A 14,872-nucleotide genomic window follows, 5' to 3' on the forward strand; every position below is an offset into this window, starting at 1 on the left:
GCGCCCAGGTCGGCGCTGGCAACGATGCGATCAACGGCTGGCCGCATGGCTTGTGTTCCAATGCGGCGCCTTGGTGTTCTCGATCTGGCAACGCAAGTGTCGCGAAAGTCGTCTTGTCTGCATCACCGATCTCAGTGCACAGTTGGCCTGACCAACAGCCGAGATCGTCATGCCCTCACATCCCCTTCAGGATCCCCTGTTGCCTGCCACGCGGACCTTGTTCGCGCATGAGCCCGCTTTGGTGCAACTCTTCGGGTACGACCCGGAGCGCATCGAGACCCTGCCGGAGCTGATTGCGGCGGTGCTTGCTGCATGCCTGCCCGAGGGGGCGCCACGGGATCAACTGCGGGCCACTGCGATTGAGGTTCTGCACGATCAGCCGCAGGTGCTCGACCTTATTCTGGATGATCTGCTTGCAACCACCGCGCGGGACGAGGCACCCGGCGGGGCTGCTCAGGTTCTGCATTTTGCCCATGGGTTTCATGCGCTGATGTCCTATCGTCTGACGCGCGCGCTTTGGCTGGCGGGGCGAGAGACGCTTGCCCTGGCAGTGAAAGGCCAGTTTTCGCGCGCGCTGAGTGTCGAGATCTGGCCCCAGGCACAGATCGGGCGGGGGGTCTGGCTCGATCACGGGCTGGGTATCGTCATCGGTCAGACGGCTGTCATCGAAGACGATGTTTGCCTGTGGCATGGGGTGACACTGGGATCGAATTTTGTCGATATGGGCGAGGCTCGACACCCTATTCTGCGTCGTGGCGCGGTTGTAGGGGCAGGGGCGCTTGTGCTTGGCCCGGTGGAGGTCGGAGCGGGTGCAACGGTTGCAGCGGGCGCTATCGTGACGCGTCATGTCCCCGCCGGCCATCTGGTGACCGGGCCGCGCGGCACAGACCGTGGCGCGGGGCGGTTTGGCGGGTTTGCGGCGCTCAAGGATATAAAGCGGGGGATGCGATGACTGGACTTGGAATAGATCACCCGCTGGTGTGCGTGAACGACATTGTTCAGGCGCGCGAGACCTATCGGTCGCTTGGATTCCTGATGAAGCCACCGGGCCAGCACCCCTGGGGCACGTCCACCGCATTGGTGATCTTTCGCAATCAGCTATTGGAGCTGGTCGGGGTGCAGGATGAAGCCCTGTTGGACAGCTATCCGGCGGGCACGTTCTGTTTTGGCCGTCATATTCAGCAGTGGCTCTCAGATCGCGAAGGCGTGCCCCTCTCCGCGTTGCATTCAACAGATGCTGCTGCGGATGAGGCCGCTGTGGTCGGGCGCGGCGGAACCTGCGAGGGCACGGTCGAGTTCGGCCGGGATGTGCGGCGCGAGGACGGGACGGCGGATCGAACGAAGACCACGCTCAAGATCTTTACCCGCGAGGGGCTGCCCCGGTTGAGCATGTTTGCCTGCCAGCAGCATCGCCGGGATCTGATCGAGTTTCCCGAGTGGATGAACCACCCCAACAGCGCGTTTGGCTTTGCGTCTGCCACCATCCTCGCCGAGCCTGGGGATCAGCCCGCTGTGCGCGATTGGCTGTCGACCCTGCATGGCGCCACTGCGGTGCGCGACACCGATTGGGGATTTGAAGTGACCACTGGCAATGGCAACTGGCGCGTGGTCAGTCGTGCGTCGGCGACCGCTGTATTCGGGCCCTTGCCTGATGATCTGGCGCCGGATGGGACGCCTTCGGTGATCTCGCTCGATATCAAATGCACTGCGCTTGCAAATCTGCGCCCGTTCCTTGCGGCGGGCGGTTTTGCCTACCGAGACATCGCTGAGACAGTGGTGCTGACCGAACCTGCGCGGTTGGGCGGCATCTTGCTGAGCTTTTGTGAAACACCCAAGACCTGAGAGACACTTATGTTCGACAACAGCCATATCGACGATGCCATCGCCTGGCGTCACGACCTGCATCGCCATCCCGAACTTGGATTTGAGGAACATCGCACCTCCGACATGATTGCCGGGCTGCTGACGGAGTGGGGGTGGCGGGTGCATCGTGGCCTCGCGGGCACTGGCGTTGTGGCGCAATTGGGGCAGGGCGCTCCTGTCATTGGCCTGCGGGCCGACATCGACGCGCTGCCGATGGACGAGGCAACAGGGCTGCCTTATGCCTCAGCCACGCCGGGCAAGATGCACGCCTGCGGACATGATGGGCATACTGCGATGCTGCTGCTTGCGGCGCGCCAGATCGCGCAGGAGGGCGTCACCACGGGGACGGTCACGCTGATTTTCCAGCCCGCCGAAGAGAATGACGGCGGCGCGCGGGTGATGGTCGAACAGGGCTTGTTTCGCGAGTTTCCGGTGGATCGGGTGTTCGGCATCCACAACTGGCCGGGCCTTGCACCGGGGCGGATGGTCGCGCGTGATGACAAGATGATGGCGGCCTTTGCGGTCTTTGAGATCGATATTTCTGGGCGCGGCGGGCATGGCGCCATGCCTGAGCAGTCTGACGGGGTGATCGCGGCTGCGGCGGCCATGGCGGGTGCGTTGCAGGAAATCCCGGCCCGTGCGCTGCCGCCGCTGGAACCGGGGGTGGTGTCGGTGACGCAGATCCACTCCGGTTCGGCCTGGAACGTATGTCCGGATCGGGCTGTCCTGCGCGGCACCGCGCGTTGGTTTGACGCAGCAGCCGGCGACATGATCGAAGAGCGTCTGCAATGTATCGCCAGGGCGAGCGCCGAAGCACAGGGGTGTACGGCGCAGGTGGATTACCAACGACGCTATCCCGCGACGATAAACGCCGCGCCCGAGGCCGCAATCGCGCGCGAGGTGGCGACCGGGATGGGGCTTGATACCACATTGGCCGCCCCCAGCATGGCGTCTGAGGATTTCGCCTTCATGCTGAACGAGGTGCCCGGCGCATATCTCTGGCTGGGGGCCGCGCGCGACGGCGAGAACCCGGGCCTGCATTCGGCAAAGTTTGATTTCAACGATGCCGTGCTACCGGTCGGAGCCGAATACTGGGTGCGATTGGCCCGTCACTGCCTGGCCGCGTGATGGATGCGTTTGAGACGAAGTTCCTGCGCGAGTTTCTCGTGGTCGCGCATGAAGGCTCGATCCGGCGTGCGGCGGAGCGGCTCAACGTCGTCCCCTCCGCGATTTCGCGCAAGATCGCAGAAGCCGAAGCGCGGTTGGGTGTGCCCCTGTTCGAGCGCAGCTCCAAGGGGGTGAAACTCACCGAAGCCGGGGAGTTGATGCGAGAGCATGCGCAGCATGTGCGGGATGAACAAACCTACCTTCTGGATCAGATCGGCCACTACCAGGACGGGCGTAGCCAGATCGTGCGGATTGCCACCGGTGAGGGGTTCGCGTCGGATCTGATGGAGAACGGATTGCTCGCATTGACGCGAGACCATCCGCATTTGCGCTTTATCATCGACCACGCCGGGACGGATGAGTTGCAGCGCCGGGTGATCGAGGGGCAGTGCGATATCGGCATCGCCTATAACCCGCTGATGACCGAGGCGACGAGGTCACTTGCCCATTCCCGGCAATCGCTCTGTGGACTTGTGCCCAGCCACTCGCCGCTTGCCGGGCGCAGCAGTGTGACCCTCGCCGAGATGCTGGAGCAGCCGGTGGCGATGCTGAATGCGGGCTACGCGATCCGGCATCTGGTGGGGCAGGCTGCCGCCGACCGTGGCCTTGCGTTGCGCGTGCAGGTTGAGACCGCGTCAATCTCGCTCCTGTTGCGTTATGTCTGTGCCGGGGTCGGGGTGAGTTTCCTGCCGCGCTTTTCTGCAACCAATCAGGCGGAACGCGGAGATCTGGCGATCCTCGACATCGAAGAGACATCTTTGCAGCAGGTCAGCACACATCTCATGGTGCGCGCCCGGCGCCGCCTGCCGAAGTCTGTCGCTCTGGTCGCCAGTTTCCTGTCCGAGCATATGTTGGCATTCCGCGACTAGTGTTGCCCTGACAGCAACGCATCGTGCCCGAATGGACTACTTCCTGTGATCGCCCTCCTTGGGCTTTGTTCGGTCGAACAGCCCCGAATTGGGCGTCATTCGACGGGATAGAGCACAAGATGGCAGCGAAGAGCAGCAAGACGGCAGGCGTGATCGGACTGGGGGCGATGGGCTTTGGTATGGCCTCTAGCCTGGTGGAGGCAGGCTACGATGTGGTTGGCTATGATCCGGCCGAGGTGGCGTGCAAGCGGGCCGAGGACGCCGGTATCACAGCGGTTCCCTGCACCGATGCAGTGTTCTTTGCAGCCGATGTGATCGTGCTGTCGCTGCCGACGGCTCAGCACGTCGAGACGGTTGTTGCCGCGGCTGAAGAGACGGCCCTGCTGAGCAAAGGCGCTGCGCCAAAGGTAATTATTGATACGTCCACATCCGAGGCTGCGGTCAGCCGGGAGCTATCTGCACGGCTTGCGGCCAAAGGGCATGGTTTCCTTGATGCACCGGTCAGCGGCGGTCCTGCTGGTGCGGCCTCCGGTCAGCTCTCGGTGATGCTGGGGGGGGACGCGCAATGGGTCGCCGTGGCGATGCCCGCCTTGGAGGCGATGGCCGCCAAGATCATCCATGTGGGGCCGAGCGGGGCGGGCAATGTCGCCAAGCTGGTGAACAACATGCTGGTCGCCAATCACATGGTAACCACCTTGGAAGCACTGCGTCTGGGCGAAGCCGCCGGAGTGGACGCGGAAGAGATGCTCAAGGTGATCAATTCAGCCACCGGACGCAGTGCCATCTCGGAAATTCATGTCCCAACATGGGTGCTGCCCAGGAGTTTCGACAGCGGGTTTTCGACGGGGTTGATGCGCAAGGATCTGCGCTTGGCACGCGAACTGGCCGCCGAGGCCGGCGTTGCTACCCCAATCGCGGATCTCGCCGCAGCCCTATGGGCACAAGAGAATTCCGATCTGAGTGATGCGGATGATTTCATGCTGATGGGCGACCCAAAAGTGGATCGTCTGAGCCGGAAGGAGAAAGACTGATGACCGACGCTGTTGTTGATACCGCGCGCCGTGTCGCGCAATTGCTGACCGAACTGACGGGCTCTGCGGATGTGCAATCCTATGTGGGCGGCGAATTGGTGCCGGGCACCGGCGCTGACCTGGAGCTGACAGATCCCGCAACCGGGCAGGTTTTTGCCCGCTATCGTGATGCAGGGGCCGAGGTCGTGGGGCGGGCTGCCACCGCGGCGAAGGCGGCGCAGAAGGAGTGGTACGCAAAGACCGCTTCGGAACGTGGCCGGATCCTGTTCGAGATTGGACGCCAGATCCGCGCCCATGCGGTTCTGTTGTCGGAGCTGGAGGCGCTCTCATCCGGGCGCCCGATCCGTGACACCGGCGGCGAACCGGCACGTATGGCGGAGATGTTCGAATATTATGCGGGCTGGTGTGACAAGATCACGGGCGACGTGATCCCGGTGCCCTCGACCCATTTGAACTACACGCGTCAGGAACCGCTTGGAGTGGTTGCCCAGATCACCCCCTGGAACGCGCCGCTGTTCACATGCTGCTGGCAGGTTGCGCCTGCGATCTGTGCCGGCAATGGCGTGGTGATCAAACCCTCGGAGCTGACACCGCTGACCTCGATCGTCGTTGGGGTCCTGTGTGAAAAGGCCGGTGTGCCAAAGGGGCTGGTGAATGTGATCGCAGGCAACGGGCCAGGGTCAGGGCAGGCGATGATCGACAATCCGGAAACCGCATTGGTGGTGTTTGTGGGCTCGGCAGAGGCTGGCAGCCAGATCGCAGGAGCGGCAGCCAGACGCCTCATTCCGTCGGTGTTGGAACTGGGCGGGAAATCCGCAAATATCGTCTTTGGCGATGCTGACATCGACCGTGCGGTGGTCGGCGCGCAGGCCGCGATCTTTGCGTCATGCGGACAAAGCTGCGTTGCGGGATCGCGCCTTCTGGTGCATCGCTCGGTGCAGGCCGAAGTGGTCGACAAGCTGGCCACGGCTGCTGCGCGCATTCCGGTGGGCGTTCCGATGGACCCGCTCACCCAGGTTGGCCCCGTCAACAATCTGCGCCAATGGTCAAAGGTCGACAGCATGGTGCAGGAGGCGGTGGCGCAGGGCGCGCAGATCGCCAGCGGCGGTGCCAAACCCGAAGCGCTGGCTCAGAGCGGTGGATATTTTTACGCCCCAACCGTGCTGGATGCCGTCACCCCGTCGATGACCATCGCCAGCGAAGAGGTGTTCGGACCCGTGGTTTCCGTGCTGCCCTTCGACGACGAGGAAGAGGCGATAACCCTTGCCAATGCCACGCCCTACGGGCTTGCCGGGGCCGTCTGGACCCGTGATGTCGGACGTGCACATCGGGTGGCGGCAGAGGTCCGGGCCGGAACATTCTGGATCAACAGCTACAAGACGATCAACGTCATGTCGCCGTTTGGTGGCTTTGGCCGCTCCGGCTACGGCCGGTCGTCGGGGCGCGAGGCCTTGGCTGCCTACACGCAGACAAAATCGGTTTGGGTCGAAACGGCGGAAAATCCCGTGCAGGGGTTCGGCTACGCACCGGGCTGAGATCTACGGAATGGGGGCGGTGAGCACATCGGTCCCATTGCAAATCCCAATCGCCCTCGTCAGAAGGGCGCAAATGGAACCAACGGAAGGTAAAATCCATGGATATCAAGGACATCCTGTTTGACTGGCGGCTGCATCTGAGCGCCGTGGTCATCACCGTGATCGCCGAGGCGATCGGGGTTATCAAGGTGCCGATCGGGATCGGCGCGATCTTGTTGTTGCCGCTGCTCTATGCGTTTGTTCTGGGCCTGTTGATCAACCCCAATGTTGTGCGCAGCGCCAAAGTGTGGATCAAGGACCGGGACGTGAGTGCCGCTTCGCCGATGATCGTCATCGCGATCATGCCCTTTATCGCAAAGTTTGGCACAATCATCGGCCCATCGATGTCGACCATCATCGACGCAGGCCCGGCGCTGATCCTGCAGGAGCTGGGCAATCTGGCTACCGTGGTGCTGGCCTTTCCTGTTGCGGTGCTTGTGCTGGGCATGGGGCGCGAGTCCATCGGCGCGTGTTTCTCCGTTGCGCGGGAGCCCAACATTGCAATCATCGCGGATAAATATGGCCTGAAGAGCCAGGAAGGTGCGGGCGTCATGGGCGTCTATGTCATCGGCACGCTCTTTGGCACGTTCATCTTTGCGATTCTGGCGTCGATCCTTGCGACGACCGGAATGTTCTCGATCGACGCACTGGCGATGGCATGTGGTATCGGCTCCGGATCCATGATGGCCGCATGTTCTGGCGCCTTGGTGAGCGCGGTGCCCGAAATGAAGGATCAGATCCTTGCACTGGCCGGCGCCAGCAACGTGCGACCTATGCAACAGGCATGTATCTGTGCGTCTTCGTGGCGCTTCCGGTGACGGAGAAACTCTATGACTGGCTGGGCCGCAAGGACGCACCGGCCTCGGCGGCAGGAGAATAATCATGAGCGATACGCAATCCTTCGAAGACCCAACCACCGAGGCAAAGCTGGGCCTGGGCACGCATGCGGCAGCTTTGATCGTCGTCAGCATTGTCGCGCTGGTCGGCAACACGGTGGCGACCGAGAACACCGTTCCGCAGGGGCTGCTCGGGCTGATCGTCCTCTGGGTGATCTGCATGGTCGGGCTGCTGCTGACCGAGTTTGTCCCGTTCAAACTGCCCTCCGTGGCGTGGATATCGCTCGTCGGTATCGTGGCCACCTTGCCCTGGACGCCGGGCAGCGCCTGGGTGCTGGACAAAGTCGGTCACGTGAACTTCCTGACCCTTGCAACGCCCTGTCTGGCCTACGCCGGTATCGCCATCGCCAAGCGCGAGATCGAGATCGCCAAGACATCGGGCTGGAAGATCGCCGTGGTTGCGGTGCTGGTCATGACCGGTACCTATGTCGGGTCTGCCATCGTGGCACAGATGTTCCTGTAAGACGCAGCGCAAAGCAAATGCTCTGAGCCAGATAGCTCCGTCCGACCTGATCGGGCGGAGCTTTTCGTTTTCAAAACGCGCACACGGCTTTTGGGGGATGCTGTCATCTGCGGCCCGCGCCCGAGGGTTCCAAAGGCAGCACACTCCGGCACGGGGAGGGAAGCTCTGAGGGAGCGCAAAATGAGGCCCATCAGAGGGGTAAAGAGCAGAGAGTAAAAGCCGCCATCCGGTGTCCGGTGGCGGCTTTCTTGGTTCAGAAATCCCAGTCTTCGTCCTCGGTCGCCTCGGCCTTGCCAATCACGTAGCTGGAGCCCGAGCCGGAGAAGAAGTCGTGGTTCTCGTCCGAGCCCGGAGACAGGGCCGCCATGATCGCGGGGTTCACGCGGCAGCTCTCATCGGGAAACAACGCCTCGAAGCCGAGGTTCTGCAGCGCCTTGTTGGCATTGTAATGGAGGAAGTTCTTCACGTCCTCGGTCAGCCCCAACCCGTCATAGAGCTGCTCGGTGTAGCGCGCTTCAATGTCATAAAGGTCGAACAGCAGCGCGAAGGCGAAATCCTTGATCTCTTTGCGCTCTGCCTCGCTCACCCGCTCCAGCCCGCGCTGGAACTTGTAGCCGATGTAATAGCCGTGGATCGCTTCGTCGCGAATGATCAGGCGGATCAGGTCCGCGGTATTGGTCAGACGCGCGCGGCTGGACCAGTGCATCGGCAGATAGAAGCCCGAATAGAACAGGAAACTCTCCAGGAACACGCTGGCGACCTTCTTGCGCAGCGGCGAGGCGGTGGCGTCATATTCATCAAGGATCAGCCGCGACTTCGCCTGCAGGTGCTCGTTCTCAGCCGACCAGCGGAAGGCCTCATCGACCTCGGTGGTCTGGCACAGGGTGGAAAACACAGAGGAGTAAGAGCGCGCATGCACCGCTTCCATGAAAGCGATGTTGCTCAGTACCGATTCCTCATGCGGAGTGATTGCATCCTGCATCAGGGTCGGCGCGCCAACCGCGTTCTGGATGGTGTCCAACAGGGTAAGGCCGGTGAAAACCCGGATGGTCAGGGTCTGCTCATCCGGGGTCAGCTGCGACCACGACTGAATGTCATTGGACAGCGGCACCTTCTCCGGCAGCCAGAAGTTCACTGTCAGGCGGTTCCAGATCTCCAGATCCTTGTCGTCCTGCAGACGGTTCCAATTGATCGCCTTGGGCACGGCACGGGGTTGGGTCATGTCTTTCATATACTCGATCTCAGCAGCTAGGGGCCGCGCCCCTTCATCTTTTTCAAAATACCTCGGGGGAGGCCACGTATGTGGCCGGGGGCAGAGCCCCCAATCCCAACCTCAGGTTACAGCGAACAGGACACGCAGCCCTCGACCTCGGTGCCTTCCAGCGCCTGCTGGCGCAGACGGATGTAGTAGATCGTCTTGATCCCTTTCTTCCACGCGTAGATCTGCGCGCGGTTGATGTCTCTGGTCGAGGCCTCCGCGGGGAAGAACAGGGTCAGCGACAGCCCCTGATCGACGTGCTGCGTTGCCGCCGCATAGGTGTCGATGATCGCCTCGGGGCCGATGTCATAGGCATCGCGGTAATACTCAAGGTTCTCGTTGGTCATATAGGGCGCGGGATAGTAGACGCGGCCGATCTTGCCTTCCTTGCGGATCTCGATCTTGGCGGTGATCGGGTGGATCGAGGAGGTGGCATAGTTGATATAGCTGATCGACCCGGTGGGCGGCACCGCCTGCAGGTTGCGGTTGTAAAGTCCGTGCTCCTTCACCTTGTCGCACAGGACGGACCAGTCCTCGCGGCTCGGCACATTGATGCCGGCGCCCTCGAACAGTTCGCGCACGCGGTCGGTCTCCGGCAGCCAGTCCCGGTCGACGTATTTGGCAAAGAAGCTGCCATCGGCATAGGTCGAGTCCTCAAAGCCCTTGAACCGTGTGCCTTTTTCTTGTGCCAGCGTGTTGGAGGCACTGAGAGCGTGAAATAACACGGTGCAGAAGTAGATATTGGTGAAGTCGATACCCTCAGCTGAGCCGTAATGGATGCGCTCGCGGGCGAGGTAGCCATGCAGGTTCATCTGGCCAAGACCGATGGCATGGCCTTCGTCATTGCCCTTGCGGATCGAGGGAACACTATCGATGGCGGACATTTCCGACACCGCATTCAATGCCCGGATCGCGGTGCCGACGGTGCTCGCCAGATCGCCGCCATCCATGGCGCGGGCGATGTTCATGGAGCCGAGATTGCAGGAAATATCGGTGCCCATCTGCGCGTAAGAGAGGTCATCGGTGAACTCGGACGCGGTGTTCACTTGCAGGATCTCGGAGCAGAGGTTGGACATCGAAATCCGACCGGCGATCGGGTTGGCCGAATTCACCGTGTCCTCAAACATGATGTAGGGGTAGCCGGATTCGAACTGGATCTCGGCAATGGTCTGGAAGAAGGCGCGGGCGTTGATCTTCTTCTTGCGGATCTGCGGGTTGTCCACCATCTCGTGATATTTCTCGGTGACCGAGATTTCCGAGAAGGCTTTGCCATACACCTTTTCCACGTCGTGGGGCGAGAACAGATACATGTCCTCGTTCTTCTTGGCGAGCTGGAAGGTGATGTCGGGAATGACCACGCCAAGGCTCAGTGTCTTGATGCGGATCTTCTCATCGGCGTTTTCGCGCTTGGTGTCGAGGAAACGCAGGATATCCGGGTGGTGGGCGTTCAGATAGACCGCACCTGCGCCCTGCCGTGCGCCCAGCTGGTTGGCGTAGGAGAAGCTGTCTTCCAGCAGTTTCATCACCGGGATCACCCCGGAAGACTGGTTCTCGATCCCCTTGATCGGGGCGCCATGCTCGCGAATGTTGGTCAGCATCAGGGCCACGCCACCGCCGCGTTTGCTGAGCTGCAGGGCGGAGTTGATGCCGCGCCCGATGCTTTCCATGTTGTCTTCCAGCCGCAACAGGAAGCAGGAGACGAACTCGCCCCGCGCCGTCTTGCCGGCATTCAGAAAGGTCGGCGTGGCAGGCTGGAACCGGCCGTCGATGATCTCGCCCATCAGCTGCATCGCCAGCGCTGCGTCACCCCGCGCCAGCGTCAGCGCATTCATCACCACCCGGTCCTCGTAACGCTCCAGATAGCGCTGCCCATCGCGGGTCTTCAGCGTGTAGGAGGTGTAGTATTTGAACGCCCCCAGAAAGCTCGGGAACCGGAATTTCTTGGCAAAGGCCGCGTCCCAGATCTGGTGGAGGAAACTGCGCTCGTATTGATCAAGCACAGCCGCTTCATAGAAGCCTTCCTTGACCAGATAGGACAGCTTTTCCTCCAGCGAATGAAAGAAAACGGTGTTCTGGTTCACATGCTGCAGGAAATACTGCCGTGCCGCCATGCGGTCGGCGTCAAACTGGATCTTCCCCTCATCATCATAGAGGTTCAGCATCGCGTTCAGGGCATGATAGTCGAGATCGGCGGTTACGCTTGCGTCAAGCATGTCTGGCTCTCCTGTGCTGCCCAGAACCGGGCAAGGCCCGCGCGGATGCGGGTAATGTCTGTTTCGGTTCCCGCCAGTTCAAAGCGGTAGAGAACGGGGACGCTGCACTTGCGTGCGATGACCTCACCGGCAAGGGCAAAGGTCGCACCAAAGTTGCGGTTGCCTCCCGCGATCACGCCCCGCAGGAGGGCGCGATTGCGTGTGTTGTTCAAAAGCCGAATGACCGGCTTGGGCACTGCGCCGCGCCCTTCGCCGTCGGCGAAGGTCGGAGACACCAGTACAAAGGGCGCGTCCAGCTCAGGCGGCGGCCCTGCCTGCGGCAGCCGCAGAGCCTCCAGCCCGAGGCGCTCCACCAATCGGGCCGTGTTGCCCGATCGTGAAGAGAAAAAGACGAGCCCGGCCATCCGATCAGCGCCGGATCAGGCCAGACGGCCGATCAGGTCGGGGCGAAACCCGGCCCAGTGCTCTTGTCCGGCGACAACCACAGGGGCCTGACGGTAACCAAGGCCCTGTACCATTTCCATTGCGGCAGCATCTTCGGTCAGATCGATCACGTCGAAAGAAATTCCCTTCGCCTCGAGTGCGCGGGTGGTGGCGGTGCATTGCACACAGGCGGGTTTGGAATAGACGGTGATGCTCATCAGCAAAGGGTCCCTCAGGTTTTGTCTGCTTGGACGAAAGGGGACACGGAACCCGGCGCCGAAACAGCACCGTGTCACGCGTCCGGGCCCTCCGCCGCGGTCGTCGTTGTCTGCTTTGGCAGGTCTCCTGGCTTCACGGCTCAAATGCCCAATCCCGCCTTCCCAATGCGTCTTGCGCATCAGTGGCCCAGGGTGGACTTGCCGCTTACAGTTGCGGGGGCAGCGTCGGTTTTTCACCGATTTCCCTCATTGCTTGCGAGTCGCCTCACAAGAACCAAAGCAACACGATATTGATGCAGATCCAGCAAATGGTCAATATATGGTGTATGGTTTCTTCAGGGAAGTTTTCCACAGAGGCATGTGGATAGCTGCGCGCTAGTCGTCTTGGTGCCGGTTTTGATCGTGTTGTGGGCGGCCGTCGAGCGCAGGAAGCCAGCTTTCACGCCGCTGCACCCATAGTTCATACTCTGGCGCAAACATGTCCGGCTTATCCAAGGCGCCAAGATGCACTTCTATCTCATCGCCGCTTTTGGCGAAAACGGAGGACCCACATGTAGGGCAGAAGTACCGCTCCTGATAGTGGCGCAGATCACCGCTGACGGTCACGTTTTGCTGCAAAAATACTGCGGCGCAGTAAAAGACCGCACCATGATGCTTGCGGCAGTCGAGACAGTGGCACATGCCAACGCGCATCGGCGGTCCGACTGCTGTGATCCGGACACTTCCACACAGGCAGCCCCCTGTCTCCGTCGTCATCTTGCGCCTCCACATCTCGCGTGCACGACAGTTTAGCATGTCACGTCGGTGTGATGAAAGGTTCTCATGGTGACAGGTTCGCTGGCGGCGGGCCGACGGGCCGGGCGGTGTTCCGTTCGGGAAAGCTCGGAGAACGCCATTTATTGTGCCGCCAGTACATCAGCCCGACGCTGTATGCACCGTCGCACCCTGGCAGAGCCCGTAAATCCCCTCCGGCGTTCTTGTCTCTTGCCGACGGCATCCCTCATCGCGAGGGTCTGGGCGCTGGCAGGTATGCAGGCGGATGTCGTCATGCCCAAGGCTGCGCAATTCAGCGCATTTGAACCTCCGGAAGACCTCCATGTTCAATTTTGGTTTAGAGAAACTCGGTACTAGGATATGCTCGGTTAGATGTTGCCCCCGGCATACTGCGGTAGGTGCTCTCCTGCACAAAGGGACAAACGCGTGAAACGACTGCAAGTGAACGAACTCTATGCCATATTGGATGCTATAGGCATGGCGGTAATCGTTTTGGAAGTCGGTGACGACCAGATCCCCCGATATATCGCGATCAACAAACGGTCGCGGGAAATCGCACAGCTTCCCGAAAGCGGCTGGTTCGGGAAATCCGCTTTGGAGATATTTGGCGGCTCCACTGGTGCACGTGCCCTTGCAGTGCAGCAGAATGTGGTGCGGACGGCCAAGGCCACGACATATGAGATAAATTTGCCTGCCGTTCTGGGGACGCAGTATATTCGTAACACGATGACCCCGGTTTTTGACGAAGTGGGGAAGCTTACTCATCTGGTGGGGTCCGTCGAAGACATCACCTCTGAACGTGAACGCGATGTTGCTTTGGAACTCACGCGGGTCGCCAAAGAGAAGGCGGAGCAAGCGAACAAGGCCAAGGAGAGATTTCTTGCCAATATGAGTCACGAAATCAGAACCCCAATGAATGGGATTCTGGGAATTTGTGAGTTGCTGCAAGAAACGGAGTTGGATCAGGAGCAGTCGCTCTTTGCGAATACAATTTTCAATTCTGCAAATGCATTGCTTAAGATCGTCAATGATGTTTTGGATTTTTCACAGATAAGATCTGAAAAAATCGAACTGCAGCCCGAATTGTTCTCACTTCGTAACTTAGTTGAAGACGTCGCGGTGCTCTTGTCGGCCAAGGCGGCATATAAGGGGTTGGACTTTCGGGTGAACTACTCCGAGGATGTGTCATCCATATTTTTTGGGGATGTCACCAAAATTCGGCAAGTGTTGCTGAACCTGATAGGAAACGCGATCAAGTTCACCGATGAGGGATATGTTTCGATCACGATTTCCGAGACCCCGCAGGCACTGACATGCCCGCTTTGCGTTGAGGTTTCGGACACGGGATGCGGAATTGAAGAGCGCAAACTTCATAGCATATTCTCTGCCTTTGAGCAGGCGGATGGTTCGCCAAAAACGCGCACGGAAGGCACGGGACTTGGGCTCGCGATTTCCAAAGCACTTGTCGAGCGCATGGGCGGCGAGATCACGGTCAAATCGAAGTTTGGCGAAGGGTCTACCTTTACAGTTCGGCTTGATTTGACGCCTGGGTCTTTGAGCGACGACGGGGCTCTCGCTGAAGAGGCAGCGGCCTCATCCGCTCTGCTTGCAGCAAAGACAAACACTGATCCGGTTGCCCTGGCAGAAGAGGCGCGGGAAGAGCTGCGCGGAATGAGAATACTCGTGGCTGAGGATAATAAGACAAATCAGCTGGTCGTGGAAAAAATGCTGAGGAACTCCGGTGCCGATCTCCATTTTTCGGAAAATGGCGCCTTGGCATTCGAGGCCTATCTTGCTGGCCAATACGATTTGATACTGATGGATCTTTCAATGCCTGTCATGGGCGGCTTGGAAACCGTTCAAAAAATCAGACAGCATGAAGACGCAACCGGGCAAACGAAGAGCAAGATTATCGCTCTGACGGCAAACGTTCAGAAAAGCGATGTCAAAGCCTGTAGCGAAATTGGAATGAATGGCTTCTTGTCGAAGCCGTTTAGAAAGCATGAGTTGCTCGCCTGCCTTCATGCCTTGGCGGAAGATGCTACTCTGATCTCGTGAGTGTCAAAGAGGGGGTGGAGCCGGCGCGGCGGAGTATCCCCACGTCCGCCGCGCCTCGCTCTTTT

At 60.3% G+C, this 14,872-nt stretch carries 14 protein-coding genes and 1 riboswitch; of the genes, 9 read left to right on the forward strand and 5 right to left on the reverse strand.

Annotated elements, in window-relative coordinates; translation table 11 throughout:
• The first annotated feature begins 169 nt into the window (after positions 1–169).
• The 8 genes from R1T40_RS01680 (at position 170) to R1T40_RS01715 (ending at position 7,863) form a co-directional block, all read left to right on the forward strand.
• Positions 170–952 (forward strand): serine O-acetyltransferase, encoded by a 783-nt coding sequence (locus R1T40_RS01680; RefSeq protein WP_317385651.1) that lies wholly within the window; start codon positions 170–172, stop codon positions 950–952.
• The gene (locus R1T40_RS01685; RefSeq protein WP_317385652.1) at positions 949–1,842 is read left to right on the forward strand and encodes a VOC family protein; all 894 of its coding nucleotides are present in this window, start codon (positions 949–951) and stop codon (positions 1,840–1,842) included. Before R1T40_RS01680 ends, R1T40_RS01685 begins: the two co-directional genes overlap by 4 nt.
• A 9-nt stretch (positions 1,843–1,851) precedes the next feature.
• Entirely contained in the window at positions 1,852–2,991 is a 1,140-nt protein-coding gene (locus R1T40_RS01690) for a M20 aminoacylase family protein (RefSeq protein ID WP_317385653.1), read from the forward strand.
• Positions 2,991–3,899, forward strand: a complete 909-nt coding sequence (locus R1T40_RS01695; protein ID WP_106163174.1) for a LysR family transcriptional regulator — start codon at positions 2,991–2,993, stop codon at positions 3,897–3,899. Before R1T40_RS01690 ends, R1T40_RS01695 begins: the two co-directional genes overlap by 1 nt.
• A gap of 119 nt (positions 3,900–4,018) precedes the next feature.
• Positions 4,019–4,930, forward strand: a complete 912-nt coding sequence (locus tag R1T40_RS01700) for an NAD(P)-dependent oxidoreductase (RefSeq protein ID WP_317385654.1) — start codon at positions 4,019–4,021, stop codon at positions 4,928–4,930.
• Positions 4,930–6,465 carry an aldehyde dehydrogenase family protein gene (locus R1T40_RS01705; RefSeq protein WP_317385655.1) on the forward strand — a complete coding sequence of 512 codons (1,536 nt, stop codon included), beginning with the start codon at positions 4,930–4,932 and terminating at the stop codon, positions 6,463–6,465. Before R1T40_RS01700 ends, R1T40_RS01705 begins: the two co-directional genes overlap by 1 nt.
• 98 nt (positions 6,466–6,563) lie before the next feature.
• Positions 6,564–7,322 (forward strand): DUF3100 domain-containing protein, encoded by a 759-nt coding sequence (locus tag R1T40_RS01710; protein ID WP_317385656.1) that lies wholly within the window; start codon positions 6,564–6,566, stop codon positions 7,320–7,322.
• A gap of 64 nt (positions 7,323–7,386) precedes the next feature.
• The gene (locus tag R1T40_RS01715; RefSeq protein WP_106163178.1) at positions 7,387–7,863 is read left to right on the forward strand and encodes a hypothetical protein; all 477 of its coding nucleotides are present in this window, start codon (positions 7,387–7,389) and stop codon (positions 7,861–7,863) included.
• 253 nt (positions 7,864–8,116) lie between these two features.
• Here R1T40_RS01715 and nrdF read toward each other — a convergent pair whose 3' ends face one another.
• From nrdF to R1T40_RS01740, 5 genes are all read right to left on the reverse strand, one after another.
• On the reverse strand, positions 8,117–9,094 hold the full coding sequence (gene nrdF / locus R1T40_RS01720) for a class 1b ribonucleoside-diphosphate reductase subunit beta (RefSeq protein ID WP_317385657.1): 978 nt from the start codon (positions 9,092–9,094) through the stop codon (positions 8,117–8,119).
• A gap of 107 nt (positions 9,095–9,201) precedes the next feature.
• Positions 9,202–11,334 carry a class 1b ribonucleoside-diphosphate reductase subunit alpha gene (gene nrdE / locus R1T40_RS01725; RefSeq protein WP_317385658.1) on the reverse strand — a complete coding sequence of 711 codons (2,133 nt, stop codon included), beginning with the start codon at positions 11,332–11,334 and terminating at the stop codon, positions 9,202–9,204.
• Positions 11,316–11,738 (reverse strand): class Ib ribonucleoside-diphosphate reductase assembly flavoprotein NrdI, encoded by a 423-nt coding sequence (gene nrdI / locus R1T40_RS01730; protein WP_106163181.1) that lies wholly within the window; start codon positions 11,736–11,738, stop codon positions 11,316–11,318. Before nrdI ends, nrdE begins: the two co-directional genes overlap by 19 nt.
• A gap of 15 nt (positions 11,739–11,753) precedes the next feature.
• On the reverse strand, positions 11,754–11,975 hold the full coding sequence (gene nrdH / locus R1T40_RS01735) for a glutaredoxin-like protein NrdH (RefSeq protein WP_106163182.1): 222 nt from the start codon (positions 11,973–11,975) through the stop codon (positions 11,754–11,756).
• 100 nt (positions 11,976–12,075) lie between these two features.
• Positions 12,076–12,268: riboswitch (cobalamin riboswitch) on the reverse strand.
• Positions 12,269–12,350: 82 nt separating this feature from the next.
• Complete coding sequence (locus R1T40_RS01740; protein WP_317385659.1) at positions 12,351–12,731, reverse strand: GFA family protein; 381 nt, start codon at positions 12,729–12,731, stop codon at positions 12,351–12,353.
• 444 nt (positions 12,732–13,175) lie between these two features.
• Between R1T40_RS01740 and R1T40_RS01745 the strand changes: the two genes are divergently transcribed.
• Positions 13,176–14,807, forward strand: a complete 1,632-nt coding sequence (locus R1T40_RS01745; RefSeq protein ID WP_317385660.1) for a PAS domain-containing sensor histidine kinase — start codon at positions 13,176–13,178, stop codon at positions 14,805–14,807.
• Positions 14,808–14,872: the final 65 nt, after the last annotated feature.

The sequence above is a fragment of the Tritonibacter scottomollicae genome (assembly GCF_032924845.1).
Taxonomy (GTDB): Bacteria; Pseudomonadota; Alphaproteobacteria; order Rhodobacterales; family Rhodobacteraceae; genus Epibacterium; species Epibacterium scottomollicae.

Excerpts from the sequence above, each read along its gene's own strand:
- R1T40_RS01680 (WP_317385651.1), top strand. The coding sequence starts at position 170 with ATGCCCTCACATCCCCTTCAGGATCCCCTGTTGCCTGCCACGCGGACC.
- R1T40_RS01685 (WP_317385652.1), top strand. The coding sequence starts at position 949 with ATGACTGGACTTGGAATAGATCACCCGCTGGTGTGCGTGAACGACATT.
- R1T40_RS01690 (WP_317385653.1), top strand. The coding sequence starts at position 1,852 with ATGTTCGACAACAGCCATATCGACGATGCCATCGCCTGGCGTCACGAC.
- R1T40_RS01695 (WP_106163174.1), top strand. The coding sequence starts at position 2,991 with ATGGATGCGTTTGAGACGAAGTTCCTGCGCGAGTTTCTCGTGGTCGCG.
- R1T40_RS01700 (WP_317385654.1), top strand. The coding sequence starts at position 4,019 with ATGGCAGCGAAGAGCAGCAAGACGGCAGGCGTGATCGGACTGGGGGCG.
- R1T40_RS01705 (WP_317385655.1), top strand. The coding sequence starts at position 4,930 with ATGACCGACGCTGTTGTTGATACCGCGCGCCGTGTCGCGCAATTGCTG.
- R1T40_RS01710 (WP_317385656.1), top strand. The coding sequence starts at position 6,564 with ATGGATATCAAGGACATCCTGTTTGACTGGCGGCTGCATCTGAGCGCC.
- R1T40_RS01715 (WP_106163178.1), top strand. The coding sequence starts at position 7,387 with ATGAGCGATACGCAATCCTTCGAAGACCCAACCACCGAGGCAAAGCTG.
- nrdF (WP_317385657.1), bottom strand. The coding sequence starts at position 9,094 with ATGAAAGACATGACCCAACCCCGTGCCGTGCCCAAGGCGATCAATTGG.
- nrdE (WP_317385658.1), bottom strand. The coding sequence starts at position 11,334 with ATGCTTGACGCAAGCGTAACCGCCGATCTCGACTATCATGCCCTGAAC.
- nrdI (WP_106163181.1), bottom strand. The coding sequence starts at position 11,738 with ATGGCCGGGCTCGTCTTTTTCTCTTCACGATCGGGCAACACGGCCCGA.
- nrdH (WP_106163182.1), bottom strand. The coding sequence starts at position 11,975 with ATGAGCATCACCGTCTATTCCAAACCCGCCTGTGTGCAATGCACCGCC.
- R1T40_RS01740 (WP_317385659.1), bottom strand. The coding sequence starts at position 12,731 with ATGACGACGGAGACAGGGGGCTGCCTGTGTGGAAGTGTCCGGATCACA.